Source organism: Pseudobacillus sp. 179-B 2D1 NHS (assembly GCF_045370945.1).
Classification (GTDB): domain Bacteria; phylum Bacillota; class Bacilli; order Bacillales; family Domibacillaceae; genus Pseudobacillus.
Window position 1 is genome coordinate 132,620 of the sequence record NZ_JBIQDP010000011.1, and the last position, 20,606, is coordinate 153,225.

The following is a 20,606-nucleotide window of genomic DNA, read 5'->3' on the forward strand; positions in this document are numbered from 1 at the left end:
AAAATGCCACGTACCCCTCAAGAGAATGATCGTATTCGCCAAGCATCCAAAGAAAAAATTCGCGCTACAGCTATGGAGTTATTTATGAAACAGGGATATTACGCTACTTCTATAAGCGATATTGCTAAACAAGCGGGTATTTCGAAAGGGTTACTCTATAACTATTACAAAGGAAAAGAAGAGCTGCTTTCTGAAATGGTAGAGGTTAGAATCGGGGAAGTAGTTGAAGTAATGACGGAAGCAGTCTCCTTGGAGACACCTAGTGAACAACTTAAATTTATAATTAATGGAGCTATTGATAATATTCACAAAAACCCGGAAGTCCATAGATTCTACCTCCATCTACAAACTCAGCCAGAGTCTGATGAAGAGTTGATTAAATACAGTCGCCTTATTATCGAAGAAAATACTAGACAATTTGAACTCCAGTGTAAAATATTTGAAAGGATGGGAGAGAAGGAGCCAAGAAAACGGTCGTTATATTTTTCATCTGTTCTGCAAGGGATTATGTTGATGATATCTACCTATCCACAGAAATTTCCGATAGAGGAGATAAAGAAACAGATTACACGGGAGTTTTGTGTTTAGTTTACCGTTTAAATTATCAAACTTTATTGCAAAGATCATAAAAGTCATTTGAAAAATATCTCACTCTTGCTGGGTTATATGAATCAGACCTGTATAGAGCATGCAAACTTGCAACGATCAAACACTATTGTTCCTTTACATGGTGAAAATGTTGTAAAAAAACATAAAGGTGATTTGAGATGAAAAAACAACGATTTAGTTTTTTGTTAGTGATGAGTGTGATTTTTATGCTTGCAGCATGTAATTCGAATAAAGATGAAGATCTATTATTTCGAGGAGAAGGAGAAAGCTGGGGAACAGAGGTTTATACAGGACAAACGACAGAGTATTCAGACAAAAGAATCGCTCCGTCTATATATCTAAAGTTTAAAGGCAGCAATCCTAAAGTGGTAGAACATCTAGGGTACAAACTGGAGACGAAACAGGGTGGTTTGAGTGGAAGTGAATATACTCTGAACGAGCAAGGAGAGGCTACTCCAGATGCTGAAGAAATAAATAAAGTGGTTACGTCAGAAACAAAAGAATTAACGATAACTGTTGATTGGTCAGAAAATGGAAGAGAAAAAACAGAAGTAATAGTCCTAAAGAAAAAAGATAAATCTCACTAGAATGAATACCTATAGAACCAGGTAACTAAAGCAACACCCACTGAATTCCAATTTCTTCAGTGGGTGTTGTCATTTATTTCATTCATCTTCGCCAAAGCCTTATCCATCAGTTTAACCTCATGACTATTCACATCATCGACGCCTTGTTGTATTCTGTCAAAGATCAAAAACGAAGAGGGAGACCAGTGTGTTATCTTATCTCTGTTGATAAATGATAATCAAGTACGAGGGAAAGTCCTGTTTTTTATGATTTTCTCTTTAAATTAACGTGGCTGGTTAGTAGCTGGCTCATTAGAAGAGAAAAAAGTAAGGACTTTAGAGAAACAAGTGCTTCGAATAAAGCTAAGCAAAAAATCAATAAGGTGAATTAAAATTACACACTTTATGTGTATACTACAATTCAATCGGAGGGTTTTTAAGATGGTACAAAGCAAAAATAATGAGGATAACGATCAAATTACGAATACAGCCGGGGCTTTTCAGTCAGACGGTAGAGATATTGAATTCTCACAAGAGCTTGCTGATAAGGATGATCTAGTTGCTCAACAACGTTCAAAAGCAGCAGATCAAAGAGCAAAAGCAAGAAAAAACAATACCCAATAATAGTCCTTCTACTAAAGGTTGCAGTTTATTTAAATTAGCTTCCATAGGATTAAAAGATGTAACTAACTGATACTCGGGATAAAGCTTGGAGGTGGTTACATGGTTTCGTTAACATTCTTTGGGAATCTAAAAGAAAAACGAAGAGAAAAAATTTTTCAAAGGGGAATATGTCCCGATTGCACAGGTAGAGGATTTTTTTCTTTAGGTGTTGAATCCGTTTATGTCCAAGATTGTAACACTTGTTTGGGAACAGGAAAGGCTATAACGGATGCTTAGTTAGTTATTTTCAGCTAACTGGTGTTTTAGTGCAATGGGATCTATCAAAGTGATGAATCCTTATTGTAAAAATCATGGGGGAATTTGAAAAAATACTTCGTCGATTCTAACTAGGATGATCATCATCCATTGCTACTGGATAACTAAAGCAAAAACTCACTGAATTCAAGCGTGTTCAGTGGTTTTTTTTCGTTTTATCTGAAGCGGCGACTCCTTGAATTTTGGATAACCAGCTTCCTTTTCCAGCAGCAAACTGTGACATAAAAAGAGAACCCTTCATAGGATTCCCTTCTATCAAATGACTTCATTATGATAATTTCCAAGCAGGGATTAAAGAGTGGAATTTAAAAAAGAAACTCATGATCACATGTATGACTGAGTATATAGCTAACGTGATTAAATATGTAAGAAACCATGTTTGTACAGGCTCACGTAAAAAGAGAAAAAGCAAAAGCATACCGACTGGGAAAGGGGCTAGAATAATTAACCACATGGGAGCTTTGAGTGCCTCTGTAATAGCACCTAATAAGACTACAGAAATACCAATTATAAGAGCTTGCCAGGCTAATACCCCATTGCCAAGTGCAAGGCTGCCAATGAAATAAGATAAAGCTGTTAGTAAGATGGCTAAAAGAAAATCAATATAATACTTCACGAATGACCCACCTTTTCTAAAGATAGATTTCTATTCATATGAATATTTTACCATTATTGCTGAGTTAGGAAATAAACAGTTTATAAATAGTTAATGCATATTTTATAAAAAAATGCGAAGGAATTTTTTTATGAGCATTTTAATGGAATCACAGGTTGAGCATTTGCCGGTGCGGGTTTGTTTCTTTGAGCAGAAAAGAGCGGCCATATATCGTCTTGCTACAGCGCTTGGAATCATCTGAGTGCTGTAGATTTGAAAGAAAGATTAATAATTTTCAGTAAAATGTGTTCAAAGTTCTGTGTTGAAACAGGATTTTTCCTTTTTTATTGTTGATGTTCTAAAGCTCCGTTTATGTTACGCCATTAAAGGGTTATTTTGTTGATTAACACCTTTAGGTGATAAATATGACTATTCATATTTTTGACTGCTATTTAGATTCATTAGCAAAACAGGATAAAAATATAAAATTTGGGAAACCTATGAATATTCGTTGTCTAAGGGTGGCTTAATATGAATAACTATACAAATGATAATAGTGCAAGGAGATATTTAGCCCATGTAAGTATATTTGGAACTACTCAATTGCATTTAAGGAGCCCTTATATCATCGCATGGTGGTCAGCAGCCTTCCCGGGTTTCGGACATATGATTTTGTCTAAATATCTTAGAGGATATGCATTATTTATCTGGGAGGTTATCGTTAACATCCATGCAAATGTCAACCTTGCCATGATTTATTCTTTTCAAGGAAATATAGACATGGCTAAAGACGTGTTAGATACTAGGTGGCTTCTCATGTACATTCCTGTTTACCTTTTTGGTATTTGGGATAGTTATCGAACGACTGTAGATATGAATAGAATTTATCTTTTGGCGGAACATGAAGATCATCGCTTTAACACATTTGCTTTAGGAGCATTAGAAATTAACTACCTAGATAAAAGAAACCCGGCTCTTTCCGTCATTTGGTCGTTGTTTATCCCTGGTCTAGGACAACTATATATACACAGAATATTGACAGCTATATTTATCATCGTTGGATTAGTTACCTTTTTTTACTTTTCACATGCTCTAGAGGCAGTTTCTCTATTGTTTTTAGGTCAGGTGAAGGAAGCAACTTCTATATTGAAACCAGAGTGGTTATTATTTATTCCTTCCCATTATGGATATGCCATTTATGATGCTTACACTAATACAGTTGAAAATAATAAGCTTTTTGAAAAAGATTTAAGGAGGCACTTAAAAGAAAATTACCAATCTACCGGATTTAAAATACTTAAGGGGAAAAAAGTAAAATGAACAAAATACAAATTTTTTCGACCTTTGAAACCACCTCTTATTTGGAAATGGCTATATCAACATTGGAGAAAAAAGGGATTAATCAAGAATGTATATATGCAGTCCCACTAGATAATCGCATAGAAGAGCGGAAAATACTTGATTCTCTTCATCGCTCTGATGGTACATCATTGATTGATATAGGAATGGCACTTGCCACAGCCTTTTCCGTTATTGGTGCTAGTATCGGATTTGTCTTATCATGGGGGCCCATTTATTGGGGACTTATAGGAGCGTTTATCGGGTTTGTTTGTGGACTCGGAATCAGACTCTTTATCGAATTAGTTCTAAAAAAAAAGAGAAGGCTATTAAGAGGAAAGCATTCTGAGGTTATTCTAATTGTTAATTGTGAAGAATCGCAAATGGAGTTTATAGAGAATGTTCTTTGGAGTCACTTTGCTTTAGGTATGGCAAAAATAAAGGAATTGTAAGAAAGGAAAATTAATTTGTGGATAATTATTTTTATTGTTTTTATCCTTTTTAATATAATTGCGTTTTTTGTTCCGAAAAGGATCGATAAAGTGGTGATTTATTCCACATGCTTTTTTGCTTACGCATACGGTTTGACGTTTGATATGATATTCGACTTACATTATGATTTTTATGGCTATTTTCAAAAAGGATTTCAATGGAAGGGATTTTTTGGAACCATTCTTTACTTTCCGTCAATTAGCTTATTATTTCTTAATTTTTTTCCTTTTGAACAAAAAATATCAATAAAATTACTATACACCTTATGCTGGTCTATTTTCTCCACTTTTTTTGAATGGGTTTCCATACAGACTGGATTTTTTTATCACAATGAGTGGAAGCTTTGGTATTCTGCATTGTTATACCCAATCATCTTTTTTACCCTTGTGATTAATATGAGGTTTGTCCAAAAGATTAACAGATAGTAGATGGAAGTGAGTAACCGGAGCCTAGCAGGATTGCGCACGATCGTCACGGGGATGGATACGGAGAACCTAAAAAAATATAAAAGCAAATAGCTCAAGGCGGTGCTTATTGAGAGGGAGATAAAATGAAAGAGGAATTATCTGCTGTTTCTGTTGATGAAGAGCTATCAGAAGAGAGGTGTTTTAGAGATTATGGGTACCAAACGGGATACATATAAGAGAGTGAGGGGGAAGCTCGAGGAGAAAATAAAAAAGCAAGCATCTTTAAAGATGCTTGCTAGCGAAAGTCTTTAAATTCTTTCATTGATCCAAGCCCATGTTGATTTTGGTAACCATCCCTGTGTCGGGTTGGTTATTTTTGTAATCAAGTAGTTGTCAGTGGCATCAGCCAAACCGGCTGTTTTAATCTTTTCAGAAATCTGTGAAGTGGTTTCCGTGGTATTGATTAAAAAAGTGGATTTTAAAATATGATGATGATCAGGATAACGACGTAATACTTTTAATAAGTTATGGTATCTTTGCCCTGGACGATTTAAATCATAAGTAACTATATAGAGAGTCATACTTAACACCTCCTCTTTTTACCATATTCAACAAGATAAGAGGCGAAACCTCCCTATTTGTAGAAATATAAGGAAATGGAGTTGTTATGATGAAGCGGATTATCAAACTTAAAGATCATTTGATTTTTATTTAATCAGTAATCATGTTACCACGCTTGAAGTGCGGTAGTTTTAAGATAAAGCTTAATCAAAAATACCTCACAAACCCTATTTTCCGTTAAATAAAAAATCCATTTTGACAAAAGATTGATCAAAATGGATTCTTCTTCAGTAGATGTTAATTTGATTTTTATAAAAAAGTTTAATTATCTTCTACTCTTTGTTGTTTAACCATCGCTCCCTGTAATTAGGTGAAAACCTTTTCAATATCAAGCCCCTTTTAGATGAATAGTCTCCCCATAAATAATACAGAATATCTAAAAAGGGGGAGAAAGAATGATACCTAATTTAATTCGAATAGTATCCATAATTATTGCATGGACTTCTGTTATATTTTTACCCAAAAATGCATTTCGTAAATATTTGCCTGTTTCCATCTTTTGTTCGTCGCTTGTTATATGCGGATGTTTTTTATCCTATAAGTATAAATGGTGGAGGGTTAAAGGAGGAATCAAAGAGCTCATTTTTCATGATTTAAGCTTTATTTTTGGTCCGTTTTTTGCTGGCACCCTATGGATTTTCCATTTATCGTTTGGAAAATTTAAACGTTATATTCTTTTGAATTTAATTTCGAATTTAAGCTTTTCCTACCCACTTACTTATTTTTTTGAAAAGTTTAACGTTTATAAATTAGTTAATTTTAAACGGATCCACCTTTTTTTATATTATTTTGTCTTTGCTTTTATCATTTACTGGTATCAGCTGCTAATAGAGCATTCTAGAAAATGGTTTACTGCTTAATTACAAAGAATATTGTAGTTCAAGAGGTACTCAACAATTTGGCCCTTTAACGGAACAACGTAGTGTCACTCAACAGTTCCCCAATGGGTCTTTCAATTCAGATGATCCACTATAAAAACACCCTGTTAGACGATAGGGATCAGTCCCCCCTTTGATAGATGGGGGGTTTTTATCCTAACGCACGCATTTACTTGTACATATTCCCGTTGTTTGAAACATGAATAGCTATTTGTCCTTCCATAGCTGCCATTAACTTTTTTACTTTGTAAAATCGTTGAATATCAGGGTTTTAAAGATGGATGACAGTTTTGTAAGATTAATGAAAGAAAGATCGATTAAACCAAATCATCCAATGCGGTAGTCTTAATTCACACAGGAGAGACAAAGATGAGGAATAGACTAAAAGCATTATTGATTTTATGTTTAATCATTTCGGTATTGACCGCAGATAAATTGTGGTTTACGAAAGCGGTAAAAGCAGAAACGGATATACATCCTAATGAAAGTGTGGAAGACTTCAAGAAAGAGATGGATGACGAGTGCCAAAATGGCAGCAGACCTATGGTGTGCCGGGAGTTGCAATTGGAATTATACATGATGGACGTATTACGTATACTTTTACCTACGGTTATGCAGATAAGAAAAAAGAGATACCTATTGATGGGGATGCCTTATTTCAGGCCGGCTCTGTATCTAAAAGTCTTACCTCATGGGGAATTCTACACCTTGCAGATGAAGGGCGTTTGTCACTGGATGCCCCTGTTGAAAAGTATTTGAAAGGTTGGAAACTGCCTAATTCAGAATTTAATAATAACGAAGTTACTATTAGAAAGTTATTGAGCCACACTGCAGGGTTATCTCCACATAAAGGCTATCCCGGTGTGGCACCGGGATAGCCTCTCTATTCGATAAAGGAGTCTTTATCTGGAAAGGGATGACTGAATGACCCTGTGCAAATTACTAATAAACCGGGTAAAGAGACGCTTTACTCTGGCGTCGGTTATAGTATTTTGCAGCTTGTCATTGAAGAGGTGGCAGAAATGCCTTTTGATCGATATATGGAAGAGCAAATTATGAAGCCTTTAGGAATGAAATCCAGTTCGTTCCGGCAAGATACAAAAGATCCTAATCTTTCGAAAGCATACGGCTATTTTGGGCAAGAGCTTCCAAATTATCAATTTACCGAACAAGCCGCTGCAGGTCTTAAAACAAATGTAACCGATATGATGACATTAATATTGGCAAGTATGGATACCACCAATCAGAAAAGCAAGGGGTATGGAATCATTAAGAAAGAACGCGTAGAGGAAATGCAGAGGCTGGTGTTAGGGGAGAATGGTTTGGGGATAGTCGTGAAAAACGTACCTGATCAACAGAAGTTAATTTACCATTCCGGTGATAATCGAGGGTGGCATTCTTTTTATGGTATTAACCCGTCATCAAAAGATGGATTGGTTATCCTTACGAATAGCGAAGGGGGGATAGACTTAAGGCAGGATGTTTATCATTCTTGGATGGAATATGAGACTGGGGAAATGCCTGAAGGATATTCCTCTATTGCCAAGCTGAGAAAAAATAACTTAATTATATCTTGTGTACTCGGAGTCTTACTGGGGATATACTTGCTGTTATTTGCAGTTAAAGTGAAAAGCGGCAGAAGAGTCTTTATTATCAAACATGAGAAGAAACCGTACATCAAAGCAGGGATTAGGATATTCTTGCTCTTTATTATTGGCACGCTTCTGTTTTATGCAGCCTATGTATGGAGTACTCTAAGGTTAGCTTCAGGCAATACGACCAATTTCTTGCTAATAATGTCCTGGCTTTTGATACTTTTAGTTACTGGTTTTTTTCAAAAAAAAATCAAAGCGGAATAAACATAATAATAAAAATTCAAGAAAGGATGTTTCAGCTTCATTGTAATAGTAATAAATAAATTTTCTGCACTAAATATGAAACAGCAAGTGATTCCAGACATTCATAAAAATTAATAGGAAAAGCTTTCTTTTTAGGAGTAACATGAAAACATGAAAAGCAGAGCAGGATGAGCTGTGCAAAAAATACCGCCTGTTTGGTGAATAAAGTATACCCCTGCTATTAGTGAGCGGGGCTTTTTTAATGTATTATTCAATGGAAATACTTTGTGATTTTTATGGTACTATACCTATGTACAATAAAAAAGGGAAGAGCAGAGTGATTTGCTCACTAGAAGGTGTAAGTACGCTTGGTGAACTAGAGGATTTGGTGTTTAAATAAGTTATGAAATTAGATGTAGGAATACCAGATTGATGGTAGCTGTCGCGCAGCCTGTGCAAATTAATAAATGACCCTTCATCTTTCGGATGGAACGTCTTATTTTTCTTCTATGTGATAAGTTACATGAAAGGTTTGGGCTTATGGAAGGGGGAAAAGCGTAAAGGGGAGTCACGTGTAGTTAGGATATAGATAGAAACTTGTACATTGGCCAAACGAAAACTAAAGAATATACGTATAATGCAAGCAACCAACTGAAGACAGCAGGTTCTTATACCCACACCTATGATGACGATGATAACCGGACACGGGACGGGCAGTATAAATCTATACATAATAAACTCAATGAGCTGGTAGAAATCCAGGCTCTTAGTGAACAGCTGGCGGCCAAGTATACTTATAACGAAGACAATCGCCGTATTAGTAAGATGATCAACGGTTAAAGAAAAACTCATCTCTGTTAATTGGCCAAGGTTTCAGGATATGTACGGACGAATTGACCTTTCCTTTAGTGGGAATGTGACACCTTTCTTATTGTTTTAATGTTTTCGTTGAACTGCTTTTTAAAGAAAAAGTTATTGACAATAGAAAACATGCCGTGTTATTATAATATATTTGATAAAAAAACACATATATGATAACCTTAAGAAGGTTACCATATATGGAGGTGGATTATATGTTTCAAATTGGCGATAACATCGTTTATCCAATGCACGGAGCAGGTATAATTGAAGCCATAGAAGAAAGAGAATTCCTAGGGGAAAGACAGCAGTATTATGTCATAAAAATGTCAATCGGTAATATGCAAGTGATGATTCCAACGCATAAAATATTGAGTTCAAGTATACGGCCAGTTACTGATATTCTTGCATTGAAACACATCATACACATTTTTCAGCATGGAGAATCAGATAAGCTACTGCCGTGGAAGCAAAGGCATAAAATAAACACGAACAAAATAAAGACGGGTGAAATACAAGAAGGTGCGGAAGTTGTACGCGATTTAATGCGTATGAAGGAAAAAAAAGCACTTAATGCAAGCGAAAAAAAAATGTTGGATAATGCATATGGATTTTTGATTAGTGAACTGGAGGTAATTAAAGGAATCACTGAAAATCAAATCAAAATTTTTTATTAGGGTCAATTATAGATATGTATAGCATTCCGATGAGCATTCTGAATTTTTCGGGAACATGATGATTAAAAGTAAATCATTTCAAAGACATTCAACTTCTTCAATTACTTTTAGAACATTAACCTCTTTTATTATTTCTACAATCTAATCCATCTTTATTATTTAAATTTCTTCTATGAACATTTGAAGATTTATCAAAAAACTCGATAAAATAGTCACTTGATTTTTGTAATCCTGATTCATACTGGCACGGACAAGGAGCCGTAAGGATGAAAGAGAGGCAGGGCTTTCATTGTTTCAGGACTATCTTAGTGGTTATTTCTAGAAGAAAAAATAATCAATCTTATCTCTACCTTTAAAAACTTTTTACATCTATTGTGATAGTGAATAGAATTGTGTATCTTTTTTTCATAAATATCTAAATATATAGTCAACAATAGCAATTAACAGAATTTCTAGAACTAGAAACCATTTTATCATTCATTTAACATAATAAGATTAGATGAAACAATGAGAAGGAGTGGAGATATGAAACACATTCCAACGCAGGAATTAAGTAACGAGTTAAAGAAGCGAAAAGGGGTTACTTCTATTAAGATTGAGTCTTATGAAAAAATTGAAGTTGGTGGAATTCTTGTAGATGGTCCAGCTGTTATTCTAATTAATCAAGAATACCTAAAGATCGTTGAATGAACGAAGAAAAGGATAAGTCTTTACGAAAAGGGATGATCCTTTTTGTTTGCTGCTGATCATAATAGGATATACATAAATTTCATCTGATGCGATGGGATGAAAAGGAAGGGGAGGGTAGGAGTTATCATGGATTACTCCTATAAAATAAAATAGCGCCAACATCTATTTAATAGAAATTGATATTTCGTGTAGCGTGACGCTTTTGGCGGTTGGCATATGTCACATTTATGTTGGTTATTCCGCATATTGTCAATCCAGTGTGTTATACTGTAAACAAACCTTTGAAGCTTTACATCTTTTTCTATTACCTGTACCATCTCCCTGCTCGAACGTTGAGCAGGGTTTTTTATTGAGTATGATATAGAGGGCATAAAAAAACAGGCTCTCTATAAAGAACCTGTTTGTATAATCGATTTGAGATTAAGCAACTTTTTGAACGTTAGCGGCTTGAGCTCCACGAGGACCTTGCTCAACGTCAAACGTTACTTTTTGACCTTCGTCTAAAGATTTGAATCCGTCACTTTGGATTGCAGAGAAGTGTACGAATACATCGTCTCCATTTTCACGTTCGATAAAGCCAAAACCTTTTTCTGCATTAAACCATTTCACTGTACCTTGTTCCATTTTTATTGCCTCCTAGTGCGTTGCCACACATTATATTACTATCCTTGCCCAAAGTATCATCAAGACGAAAAGTCGATATTCATACTATCCTTTACACCGAACAAAAATAATTCTTCTCTATCATAGCAGGAAACGGAAAAAATTGCAAATTAATACTATTGTTTTAGTCGTGTGGTTATTTGTTAAACGCAGGAGTACCAGTGCAGAGGTCAGCACTTTTTAATGCCAAATACACTTATGGACTTTCTAATGAGGTGCATTTGTAAAAAGTAAGGGGGAAATGGTATAAAAAATTGAAAAAGATAATCCATATGTTCCTGATTTTATTATTAGTTTGAGAATATTCTTCAAGCAACAACGAATGTATTTCTTCAAAAATAATCTCCGATTTCCCTGTGCTAATGTTTAATAACAATAAAGTTGTTTAATTCTTATTGAACGGGTGCAGGTTAGTTCTATAACAAATTTATGCTTTTAAGGTAAAATGAGTATATATGGTTGTCAATGGAGGGAATAGAGAGTGGATTTATTACTTTGGATAACTCTTGGTTTCATCTTAATTGGATTTATTGTTATCGTTTTTATAAAAAGGAATATGGTTAATAAGAAAAATCCAACCACCCCATTCATAGTTTGGTGGATAGTTGGCACCACAGTTTGGGGCGTAGTAAGTATATTTCTTATTACAGGGCTGTTTAACAAATTTCACTAATTTGTTGGTAATGATTCTAGAGGGAAGTATCTTGCTTTTACGAATAAGTGTACTTAAACTATCAGGTGCGATGGTTCAACAAAAATTAAACAACTTTAATACCCTTTTAAGCAACACAATTCTTTTAGCTCAATTTAGTTTTAAACAACTTTTAAAAGCCTTATTACATATCAAATGTAGTAAGGCTCTTATTTATCATGGAGAAATCAAACAACTTTATTATCGTTCTACAGCTAGCATACATCTAAAATAAAGACACGCCGCAGCGTGTATAAGTTGAAAGCAATTTCCTACGGTATCCTACAAATCAATTGGGAATTCTATATTCTCGGTTTGTCAAAAAACGACAAGAGCTCATGGAGTGAGCAGCTATAATCAGTATATTGACCTGGTGACTCTAATAAAAGTTTATAATGAGGAAAAAAGTTGTGGTGTGATGTCAACAAAGGGCGTATAGGATATTCATTCATCTGTTTGTGATATAGTGGAAATGAAGGAGGAAATTTCCATGAAAAAACTCATGTTGAGTTTGATAGTAGGTACATTGCTCGCTGGCTGTGGAGATGAAAAGTCACCGATGCCAAAAGAGCCAAAAGAGCAGAAACAATCATCAGAACAGGAGAAAAACGTGTTTGTGGAGTTGGAGCAAACAGCAGATGATACAGCGATTCGCGACGCGGCGTATGAAAAGGCATTGCACGATGAGACATTGACGGGCGGCTATTTGGGCAAAGTGACGCCAGAGTTGAAAGAAGATTATGGTGTTCAGTCCATTGAGTTTCAAGCGGTAACTAATGCGATTCAAAACATTTACGGGAGTTTTCATGAGTACGGCATTCTGTACTTGAAAAACCAGGAATCTGGTGCTGAAGAATCCGGTGTCTGGGTTGGCATAAAAGATCCGGATGATAAAGCAAAGGAACTCGCTCGCCGCCTACAAAAACAAGTCGATGAAGGAAAAATTCTGGCTAAATACATTCACTTGTTTGAGAGCGAATACAGTGAATGGGACAACCAGGATTTGATGTATAAAGTGTCAAAAGCCATCAAGCCGATGAAAGACGCCATGCCGGAACCAGAGAGGGTCGAACTCAATATGAGTGTAGATACAATCACGAGGACCATTGAAATTGGTCATGACTTTTTAACAGGCGAGCAGATTAACAAACTGAAGGACCAATTTACAGATTATAAAATGAACTTTAAACAGGAAGGAAGAATGCTTCCGCTTCCTGGAGATCGCGATGTTGAATATCCGGAAGAACCCGTCTCGTATAAACAAACAAATGAAGGAGGCTGGGTAATGAAGGTATCGGCGGACAGGATGCTTGTGGTTCAGGCGAGACCGGATAATTTCTCCGCAACCGGCGGAGTATCGGAGCATTATGGAGCTGTGAATTACAGCTTTCCAAAAGCAAACGAAAAGCTGAAGATCGGCCAGCGTGTTGATGTGGAAGCATCAGGAGCGATCGCTGAATCATATCCGGGACAAGGCAGGGCCAAATTTGTTACCGTTTTGCCGACCTATCAGCCAAAAGGAGCGGATTTAACTGAAGAAGATATTGTTCGAAAAGCTATCGAACAACGAGAAGAAAAACCAGATGTAGAAGGCATTCGTGAAATTGCCTATAACAAAAAAACGGACAAATGGTTCGTCACATTTGCCAGTTCAATGGGATCAGATCCAGCTGCCACAACTATTACAATTGAAGACCAAAAATAAAAGCCATTTCAGGCGTACTGCACTAAAGGAGCAGTTTGGTTCCATAAGGATAAAGTAAAACTGACGATTGAATACGTATAATTTCGTTTTGATGGAGAGGTTGATATGATAATTAAAATGAATCAATTTAATATGAAGGATTTTTGTAAACCAAACGAAGGTTTCGTTGTTTCAGGAAGAATTATACCTGCATTTAAAAACAATGTATGGAAATATACAGTGGAAAAGTTTTCTGAACCTTATTTTAAACCATACGAAGATGATGAAATTGACATCAGTTATATTGAAGAAGAAGAGAAGGCTGTCTTTTTCTATTACGTTGAAAAAACTGTATTGGGCGGATAAAACTTCGTTCGAATTGGAATGGATATGCATTAATTGAGGACATTGCTGTTGCAAAAGAGTATAGAAAAGATGGTGTAGGAACAGCATTATTAAATAAAGCTATTGAGTGGGCAAAGGAGAATAACTTTTGCGGCCTTATGCTTGAAACACAAGATTAATGTATCAGCTTGTAATTTTTATGCCAAAAATCAATTTGTAATAGGGGCAGTTGATACTATGCTTTACTCAAACTTCCCAACAGCAAACGAAATAGCGATTTTTTGGTACTATAAATTTTAAGATAAAAAATGTAATTTAATATAATATATAGTAGAGTTGGTTATTTGAAGTTTCTTTTTATTAAACAAATGGGTGCTTTAGCACAATAGAGCTTACTAAAATGATCAATAATCATAAGAGCAGTTTGAAAAAATCCTTCATCTGCTTGCACTGGAATGGATACTAGATAATTCGAGCAAACTTCCCACTGAATTCATGTAGCTTCAGTGGGAAGTTTGTTCTATTCATCAGTACATCTTCCCAAAGCCTTATCCATCTGTCCCTCATTCGCCTTAACCTCATGATGATTGTATACTTTGTGTTCTGCCAAAAATCAAAAGAGAAGAGAGTGATTGGCGTATTGTCTTGTCCTGTTCTTTTGCGCCGAAGTATGCAGTGCATCCACCAACTACAAGAGATAGTGTTGCTTTAAAATAAAGTTTGTTCCTAAACAACTCATAAACCATTATTTTACGGTAAATAAAAGAATCCATTTTGAAAAAAGATTGATCAAAATGGATTCTTCTCTTGCAGATTTATGTTTAGTTTTCATAAAAAAGTTTGTTCATTTTAGCTATGTTCTTCAACTAAAGCACCATATAGTTTACTAACCTGATTTACTGATTATATCTTGAGTTCTTCATATTTAACTACATAGATATAATTTTTGTTGCAACTGTTTGTTGAAATGCCTGATCATGCTCAACAATAACCATTGTGGGATTAAATCTTTGGATAAGCTCTTCAATCTGCATGCGTGAATAAATATCAATAAAATTTAACGGCTCATCCCAAATATATAAATGAGCATTTTCACATAAACTTTTGGCTATAAGCAGCTTTTTCTTTTGTCCACCAGAATAATGAGATATATCTTTCTCAAATTGAATTCGGTCAAAATCCATCTTACGTAGGATGGATTTAAATAACGTTTCGTCAATCTCATGCTCTTCAATAAAGTCTGATAACAGTCCCTTCAAATGAGAAGTGTCTTGTTGGACATAGGAAATAATGAGGCCTGAACCTAAATTCATTGAGCCTGTATGCTGTATCGGATTTCCTAGAATTAGTTTTAGGATACTACTTTTTCCGCTTCCGTTCTTTCCATCAAGTACAATTCGGTCACCTTGTTCAACTTTAAAGCTAATTGGCTTATTCACTATTTGGTTACCGTACTTAACAGACACATCAGTTAAAACCATCAATTCACTCGACTGAAATTCCAATGGCTCTAATTTTAATGACTCAGTTTTTTCCACATTTTTTAGCAGCTTTGATTTTTCCTCAATGGCTTTTTGTTGCCTTGATTCAAGGTTCTTTGCTCTCTTCATCATCTTTGCCGCTTTATGGCCTACAAAACCCTTGTCCAACTTAGAGCCCGAATTCGTTGTTCCATTTTTGGAAGCTTCCACTTGATTAGACCAACCTGCTGAACGCTTTGAAGACTGTTTTAATCTCCCAATGTCTTTTTGTAGACGCTGATTTGTTGCCTCTTCGTGTTCCTGCTGTCTATCAAAATTTAACTTCCAAGAAGAATAGTTACCACTTTGAACTTCAATATTTGCCCTATTTATAGATAAGATATGGTCAACGCATCCGTCTAAAAAGATTCTGTCATGTGAAATTAAAATAAACCCTTTTTTCTTCCTTAGATAATCAGAGACCATCTTTCGTGCATCAGTGTCTAGATGATTGGTAGGCTCATCAATTAATAGAAATTGACCCTCAGTCAAAAAAAGTGCAGCAAGCAACACCTTTGTTTGTTCCCCATTTGATAATGTTTTAAATGGTCGGTACATGACCTCGGCATCAACATTTAGATAGGATATTTCACGAAGAAATTCCCAATCTTCTGCATTGGGGCAAATTTCTTCAAAGATTTCATAAGTATACTTGTTTTTATTCGAAACTGGATAAGGGAAATAATTAAATTCTACCGAAGAAATGATTTTCCCGCTATACTCATAATTCCCTAATAATAAATTAAAGAATGTTGTTTTACCTCGTCCATTTCTACCGATAAATCCAAGTTTCCAATCCGTATCTATTTGAAAGTTTACACCTTCAAAAATATTGTCAAAGCTACCTGGATAAGAAAAAGTTAAATCTTGAACTTGTATCATTGACATGATAATTCCTCCTTTGTATATCAACACTTCTTGCTTCTTATACAAAGTCGGCACATCCATCTATTCTGAATTTCTCCGCATAAGTTTGATGGATATTAACGACTTATACGGAGTATTACATGCGTAACAATAGTGTCTGAATTGCTCATTTCTCTCTCCTTTATTTATTAGATTAAAGTTACAGGTTAAAAAATATCAATCTTAACTATGAGAGAATAAAAAATCCTCCCAATTTATAATTGGAAGGATTAGCCTTTCACTTATATTACATAAGTTCTTTTTTTGCCATTGGGACCATGACGAATAAAGTGTAGACTGATTTGTAAAAATGGATAGACTAACCCTATATTTTGTAGTTTGAAGTTATTCATTTCAAATAAAAATATAGATTAGTTAATCATTGTCCATCCATCAGTCCTCTCATAATTGTATTTTTATATTAACAAATTTTTTTATGGAATACAATTCAGCCCCATCTTTACCTCAAATTACTGCTTGTTGCTCTTTGGATCATTCCATACAATTGACCACAAGCAGCATCTATATCCATTCTAAATTGACTTCTGATGGTCACATTAATACCTGGTGATTTTAATTTTTTGTAAGAGTCAACAACATGACCTTCTGTACGTGAGCAGGGTCGGCTCAATGAATTAAAATTGAAGCAAATTGAACGTGCATTAGAGAACAGCTTGGACTTTACTGAGCGGAGAATTATTGAAATAAAGTATTTTATTCTCAGGAGATAAAGGACATCAAAATTTATCTGAAATGGGCCTGAAGAAAGGAAAATACTATAAAAAGAAAAGAGCAGCCATATATTGACTTGCTACAATACTTGGAATCATCTGAGCGCTGTAGTTTTGAAACAAAGAGTGATAATTTTAATAAAGTTTAATCAAAATTCAATGATAAAACAGGGTTTTTCTTTTTATTATTGATGTTGTAAAACTCTGTTTATGTTCCTCCATTAAAGGGCCATATTCTGGAGGAATAGTTATGATGAGAATGGTGCATATGTTAAAATTAAGGAGATTATCTAAAATTAATGAATCATTTTAACAATTATTGGGTTAAGGAGGAGTGGGATAATGGATAGCAAACGTTTTGAAATTATTTATACCCAAGGGAAATTAGAGATTTTTAAGGTTATTCGTGATAATCAGACCGGGGTTCTATACATGTTGAATCAGACGGGTGCTGGAAGTGGATTAACTGTTATGGTTGATCAAGAAGGAAAACCTTTGTTAGATGAGAATTTTAAAAAGTAGAGAACGTGTTTAAGTGCCCATTCAATAGAGCTCCGTTAACCGCTTGTTTCTGAAACGGGCGCGATTGTTGAATAACATAGGGTAGAAAATGATCAAACTTTTTTTCAAATGGGTGCTTTAGCGCAATTGACCCTGCTAAAGCTATCAATAATCATAAGAGTAATTTGAAAAAAACTTCATCTGTTTGCACTAGAAGGGATACCAGGTAAACAAAGCGAAACTCGCACTGAATTTAAGTATCTTTAGTGCGAGTTTTCACTTATTCTATACATCTTCACTAAAGCCTTATTCACATCATCAATGCCACTATACATATATTTTTTTGTTTTATCAGAAATCAAAAGTGAGGAAGGTGATCAGGGAACAAACGGCCATCATGGTTTTTGAATAAGGAAGAGACAAAGATAACTGCTGTTATAAAGGAAAAGTATCGCATCTATACTGGTGTTTTTAAAAAGAACACAGAAGCGGAGAAGCAAGCCAAACTAGTCGGCGCTAAGTTGGGATATCAACCATTTGCTAAGGAGAAAACAATTTGGATAGGCGTGTCTAACACGCTGGGATCAGCTACGATAGCTCAACAGAATATCAGCCGAGAGTTTTGAGTTCAATCCGCAAATCAGGCAAGAATAATAACAGACGAAAGCCCCTATCCTTAATGGATAGGGGCTTTTTTATTTACCTTGTTGAACTAAAGCGTTTGCTACTCCAACAACAGGCGTGTTTTAATCACTGAATTAGAACATTTCCTAAATACTGAGCACTCCCTGCCGAATTTATAAATGTCACTTCCAGAACGTAATTACCTTTATTAGTTGGGAATTGAAATTCTCCTGAATCACCCAATGGGAGTTCGATTCGTTGGTCATCTTTTAATAGGAAAACTGTTATTTTGGGATCTGTCCAAATATCTCCCCCATTTTCTTCGTTTTCTTTAAAATCTAAAGAGGCTTTCTGATTTGAAAAAACCTTTATTTCATCCAGTGATGATGCAAATTTTTCAGTATCCTCTATCTTTTGTTGTACATCTTCACTTGCTGTAACCCAGCTAATATTTGCTTCTGTTAATTGTACGGATGCAATATCCAAATTTAAATGAGCAGTTGGCACTCCCACATCATAATCTTCACCAAAACACCCTGTTAATGCAAAAACTAAATACAACCCTATAAATAATTTCAGAAATCTATTCATATTCGACCTACCCTATTTTTATCTATCGAAATATATATCATAAATTGTAACATTAGTTGCACAGTCCTGTCTCGTTAGTTTAAGTATGATCGTTTTACGTTAATGAATTTTTTATTCTTTTTCTGTAACTTTTTATAAAAACATCACTAGTTGAAGTATTGTTTTGAGCTTATTTTTATAATTGAATGTCATATATATATGACATAGTTAAAATATATGTTACAATGTGTTTGGAGACATTTAAGCCGAATTACTGAATTGCCTTCGGAAAGGTGGTTTATTTTTGAAAGATATTGAAGTGAAAAATTCTGTGAAACTGAAGCGAATTGAAAAAGGAAACTTAACACAAAGTGATTTAGCAAAAATTGTAGGTGTAACAAGACAAACGATGAATTTAATTGAAGCACAAAAGTATAATCCAACAATTAAAGTTTGTTTATTAATCGCAAATGCTTTAGAAGTATCAGTAGACCAACTATTTTGGATGGAGGAGTAGTAAGGATGAAAACAATCTTCACATACATACCAATTATTAGTTTGTTACTTGTTTTATATGCTTTAGAAGATTCCATATTAAAATGGATGCTGCTAATAATATGTGCGCTCCTTGTTGTTTTAGCTAAATATATTCGGACTAAAATGAAAGCAGATGAAATCGAATTTGATGATCGAGTAAATGCTAATATATCAAAATGGTCTTTAAGAAGTGTGTATCTATTAAATGCGTTCTTGGTTTTATTATTAGTGTTGGATGCTAGACGATTGCTAACAATCAATTTGAATAACGAAATGCTGCTATTGTATCTCTTATTAACGCTTTACGTGCCTTTCTATATTGTACCGTTAATTGTAAAGAAATTTTAAAGGGGTGATTGAGAAGTGGATATTAATTTAATTGTGATTGGTATTATTTTTTTAGTGTTAGGTTATTTGGTTGGAGTCAAAAAAATGACGTGGTTATTATCAGGATTTAATGAAAAACGCGTAAAAGATAAAACAAAACTTGCAAAGATTGTTGGGAGAACTGAGGTTATTCTTGGATGTATAATGATTCTTGGCGGATTGGTAGGTGTTAAACCTCCAGGATATTTAGTTACTTTTTGCGTGCTTGTAATCCTAGGACTAGTAGTATATGTGAATGCAAAGATGGTAGAGTAACCATTTAGAGAGGTTCATATGTAATAAACAGCACAGGTTCAGTTCTTGGGCAGAACCTGTGCTGTTTTGCTTGTACTAATAATAAAATACTGGCAATGTACTGTAACAGACGCTTGAAGAGCTTATAAAACATATGCAAAAGAAAAAGGATTAGAACATTATCTAATTGAATCAAATCAAATGATGGTAAGTACGTTATCAAAGGTTTATACCATATTTAAAACGCCAACGGTCTCCATTTCTGCATAAAACAATGGATAGACCGTTTCAAATAGAAATTATAATAGTAATTCGAAAAAACATTTCATTGATTCTCGCTAGGACGAGTCTCCATTGATAACAGGTAACTAAGGCAAAACGCTCACTGAATTCAAATTTTTTCAGTGGGAGTTTTCCATTTATTCAATTCATCTTCGCCAAAGTCTTCTCCATTTGTTCCTCATTGACTTTAGTCCCATGGCTATTCACAACATCAATGCCTCTGCCTGTACATTTTGTGTTCTGCCAAAAGTTAAAAGTGAGGAGGTTGATCAGTGTGTTATCTTATACTCGTTTGTAAATCATAATTAATTACGATTGAAATTCCATTTTTATGATTTTCTTCTTAAACTAACCCAGCTAATAGTTTGTCAATATTTTTCTATAAATATTTTAAGAATTAGATGCTATACTAAAAATAGACAT

At 34.7% G+C, this 20,606-nt stretch carries 20 protein-coding genes and 3 pseudogenes; 17 read left to right on the top strand and 6 right to left on the bottom strand.

The features are described from left to right. The first annotated feature begins 3 nt into the window (after positions 1–3). The 4 genes from ACH0BF_RS12960 to ACH0BF_RS12975 all read left to right on the top strand — a co-directional run bounded on the left by ACH0BF_RS12960 (position 4) and on the right by ACH0BF_RS12975 (position 2,075). Positions 4–588 (top strand): TetR/AcrR family transcriptional regulator, encoded by a 585-nt coding sequence (locus ACH0BF_RS12960; protein WP_120031959.1) that lies wholly within the window; start codon positions 4–6, stop codon positions 586–588. Positions 589–767: 179 nt separating this feature from the next. Further along, the gene (locus ACH0BF_RS12965) at positions 768–1,196 is read left to right on the top strand and encodes a hypothetical protein (protein ID WP_340853771.1); all 429 of its coding nucleotides are present in this window, start codon (positions 768–770) and stop codon (positions 1,194–1,196) included. Between the two features lie 420 nt (positions 1,197–1,616). Beyond that, on the top strand, positions 1,617–1,799 hold the full coding sequence (locus ACH0BF_RS12970) for a YfhD family protein (RefSeq protein WP_120031955.1): 183 nt from the start codon (positions 1,617–1,619) through the stop codon (positions 1,797–1,799). Positions 1,800–1,898: 99 nt separating this feature from the next. Next, on the top strand, positions 1,899–2,075 hold the full coding sequence (locus tag ACH0BF_RS12975) for a hypothetical protein (protein WP_340853772.1): 177 nt from the start codon (positions 1,899–1,901) through the stop codon (positions 2,073–2,075). Positions 2,076–2,382: 307 nt separating this feature from the next. On the opposite strand, the gene ACH0BF_RS12980 is transcribed toward ACH0BF_RS12975, so the two are convergent. Beyond that, positions 2,383–2,730 (bottom strand): hypothetical protein, encoded by a 348-nt coding sequence (locus ACH0BF_RS12980; RefSeq protein ID WP_340853773.1) that lies wholly within the window; start codon positions 2,728–2,730, stop codon positions 2,383–2,385. 510 nt (positions 2,731–3,240) lie between these two features. Here ACH0BF_RS12980 and ACH0BF_RS12985 point away from each other — a divergent pair. The 3 genes from ACH0BF_RS12985 to ACH0BF_RS12995 all read left to right on the top strand — a co-directional run bounded on the left by ACH0BF_RS12985 (position 3,241) and on the right by ACH0BF_RS12995 (position 4,964). Continuing rightward, complete coding sequence (locus tag ACH0BF_RS12985) at positions 3,241–4,029, top strand: hypothetical protein (RefSeq protein ID WP_120031951.1); 789 nt, start codon at positions 3,241–3,243, stop codon at positions 4,027–4,029. A 5-nt stretch (positions 4,030–4,034) separates the two neighbouring features. Continuing rightward, entirely contained in the window at positions 4,035–4,499 is a 465-nt protein-coding gene (locus ACH0BF_RS12990; RefSeq protein ID WP_340856388.1) for a hypothetical protein, read from the top strand. A gap of 93 nt (positions 4,500–4,592) precedes the next feature. Next, entirely contained in the window at positions 4,593–4,964 is a 372-nt protein-coding gene (locus ACH0BF_RS12995) for a CBO0543 family protein (RefSeq protein ID WP_406909452.1), read from the top strand. A gap of 290 nt (positions 4,965–5,254) precedes the next feature. Here ACH0BF_RS12995 and ACH0BF_RS13000 read toward each other — a convergent pair whose 3' ends face one another. After that, positions 5,255–5,527 (bottom strand): hypothetical protein, encoded by a 273-nt coding sequence (locus tag ACH0BF_RS13000; RefSeq protein ID WP_406909453.1) that lies wholly within the window; start codon positions 5,525–5,527, stop codon positions 5,255–5,257. A gap of 1,287 nt (positions 5,528–6,814) precedes the next feature. Here ACH0BF_RS13000 and ACH0BF_RS13005 point away from each other — a divergent pair. From ACH0BF_RS13005 to ACH0BF_RS13020, 4 genes and pseudogenes are all read left to right on the top strand, one after another. Further along, positions 6,815–8,304 (top strand): annotated as a pseudogene (locus ACH0BF_RS13005) (serine hydrolase domain-containing protein). A gap of 576 nt (positions 8,305–8,880) precedes the next feature. Next, a complete protein-coding gene (locus tag ACH0BF_RS13010; protein WP_406909454.1) occupies positions 8,881–9,123 on the top strand; it encodes a hypothetical protein in 243 nt (80 codons plus the stop codon). A gap of 233 nt (positions 9,124–9,356) precedes the next feature. Continuing rightward, complete coding sequence (locus ACH0BF_RS13015; protein ID WP_120031941.1) at positions 9,357–9,818, top strand: CarD family transcriptional regulator; 462 nt, start codon at positions 9,357–9,359, stop codon at positions 9,816–9,818. A 525-nt stretch (positions 9,819–10,343) separates the two neighbouring features. Further along, complete coding sequence (locus tag ACH0BF_RS13020) at positions 10,344–10,508, top strand: BC1881 family protein (RefSeq protein WP_120031939.1); 165 nt, start codon at positions 10,344–10,346, stop codon at positions 10,506–10,508. Positions 10,509–10,928: 420 nt separating this feature from the next. On the opposite strand, the gene cspC is transcribed toward ACH0BF_RS13020, so the two are convergent. After that, positions 10,929–11,132: a cold shock protein CspC gene (gene cspC / locus ACH0BF_RS13025; protein WP_120031937.1), complete on the bottom strand. Its 204-nt coding sequence runs from the start codon at positions 11,130–11,132 to the stop codon at positions 10,929–10,931. Positions 11,133–11,652: 520 nt separating this feature from the next. Here cspC and ACH0BF_RS13030 point away from each other — a divergent pair. From ACH0BF_RS13030 to satA, 3 genes and pseudogenes are all read left to right on the top strand, one after another. After that, a complete protein-coding gene (locus ACH0BF_RS13030) occupies positions 11,653–11,844 on the top strand; it encodes a hypothetical protein (protein WP_406909455.1) in 192 nt (63 codons plus the stop codon). Positions 11,845–12,352: 508 nt separating this feature from the next. Further along, positions 12,353–13,567, top strand: coding sequence for a DUF3221 domain-containing protein (locus ACH0BF_RS13035; RefSeq protein ID WP_340853776.1), 1,215 nt, complete (start codon positions 12,353–12,355; stop codon positions 13,565–13,567). Between the two features lie 105 nt (positions 13,568–13,672). After that, positions 13,673–14,191: pseudogene (gene satA, locus ACH0BF_RS13040) on the top strand (streptothricin N-acetyltransferase SatA). A gap of 629 nt (positions 14,192–14,820) precedes the next feature. Here the strand turns inward: satA and ACH0BF_RS13045 are convergent. Both ACH0BF_RS13045 and ACH0BF_RS13050 read right to left on the bottom strand, forming a co-directional pair. Then, the gene (locus ACH0BF_RS13045) at positions 14,821–16,299 is read right to left on the bottom strand and encodes an Lsa family ABC-F type ribosomal protection protein (RefSeq protein ID WP_406909456.1); all 1,479 of its coding nucleotides are present in this window, start codon (positions 16,297–16,299) and stop codon (positions 14,821–14,823) included. A 478-nt stretch (positions 16,300–16,777) separates the two neighbouring features. Then, a pseudogene (locus ACH0BF_RS13050) lies at positions 16,778–16,924 on the bottom strand (23S rRNA (adenine(2503)-C(8))-methyltransferase ClbB); the annotation flags it as partial. Positions 16,925–17,390: 466 nt separating this feature from the next. On the opposite strand from ACH0BF_RS13050, the gene ACH0BF_RS13055 reads away from it, so the two are divergent. Next, a complete protein-coding gene (locus ACH0BF_RS13055; protein WP_120031922.1) occupies positions 17,391–17,570 on the top strand; it encodes a DUF6440 family protein in 180 nt (59 codons plus the stop codon). 729 nt (positions 17,571–18,299) lie between these two features. Here the strand turns inward: ACH0BF_RS13055 and ACH0BF_RS13060 are convergent. Continuing rightward, a complete protein-coding gene (locus ACH0BF_RS13060) occupies positions 18,300–18,764 on the bottom strand; it encodes a hypothetical protein (protein ID WP_120031918.1) in 465 nt (154 codons plus the stop codon). A 283-nt stretch (positions 18,765–19,047) separates the two neighbouring features. Here ACH0BF_RS13060 and ACH0BF_RS13065 point away from each other — a divergent pair, with 283 nt between their 5' ends. Next, on the top strand, positions 19,048–19,260 hold the full coding sequence (locus tag ACH0BF_RS13065; RefSeq protein ID WP_220702323.1) for a helix-turn-helix transcriptional regulator: 213 nt from the start codon (positions 19,048–19,050) through the stop codon (positions 19,258–19,260). Positions 19,261–19,643: 383 nt separating this feature from the next. Next, on the top strand, positions 19,644–19,922 hold the full coding sequence (locus ACH0BF_RS13070; protein WP_120031914.1) for a DUF3784 domain-containing protein: 279 nt from the start codon (positions 19,644–19,646) through the stop codon (positions 19,920–19,922). Positions 19,923–20,606: the final 684 nt, after the last annotated feature.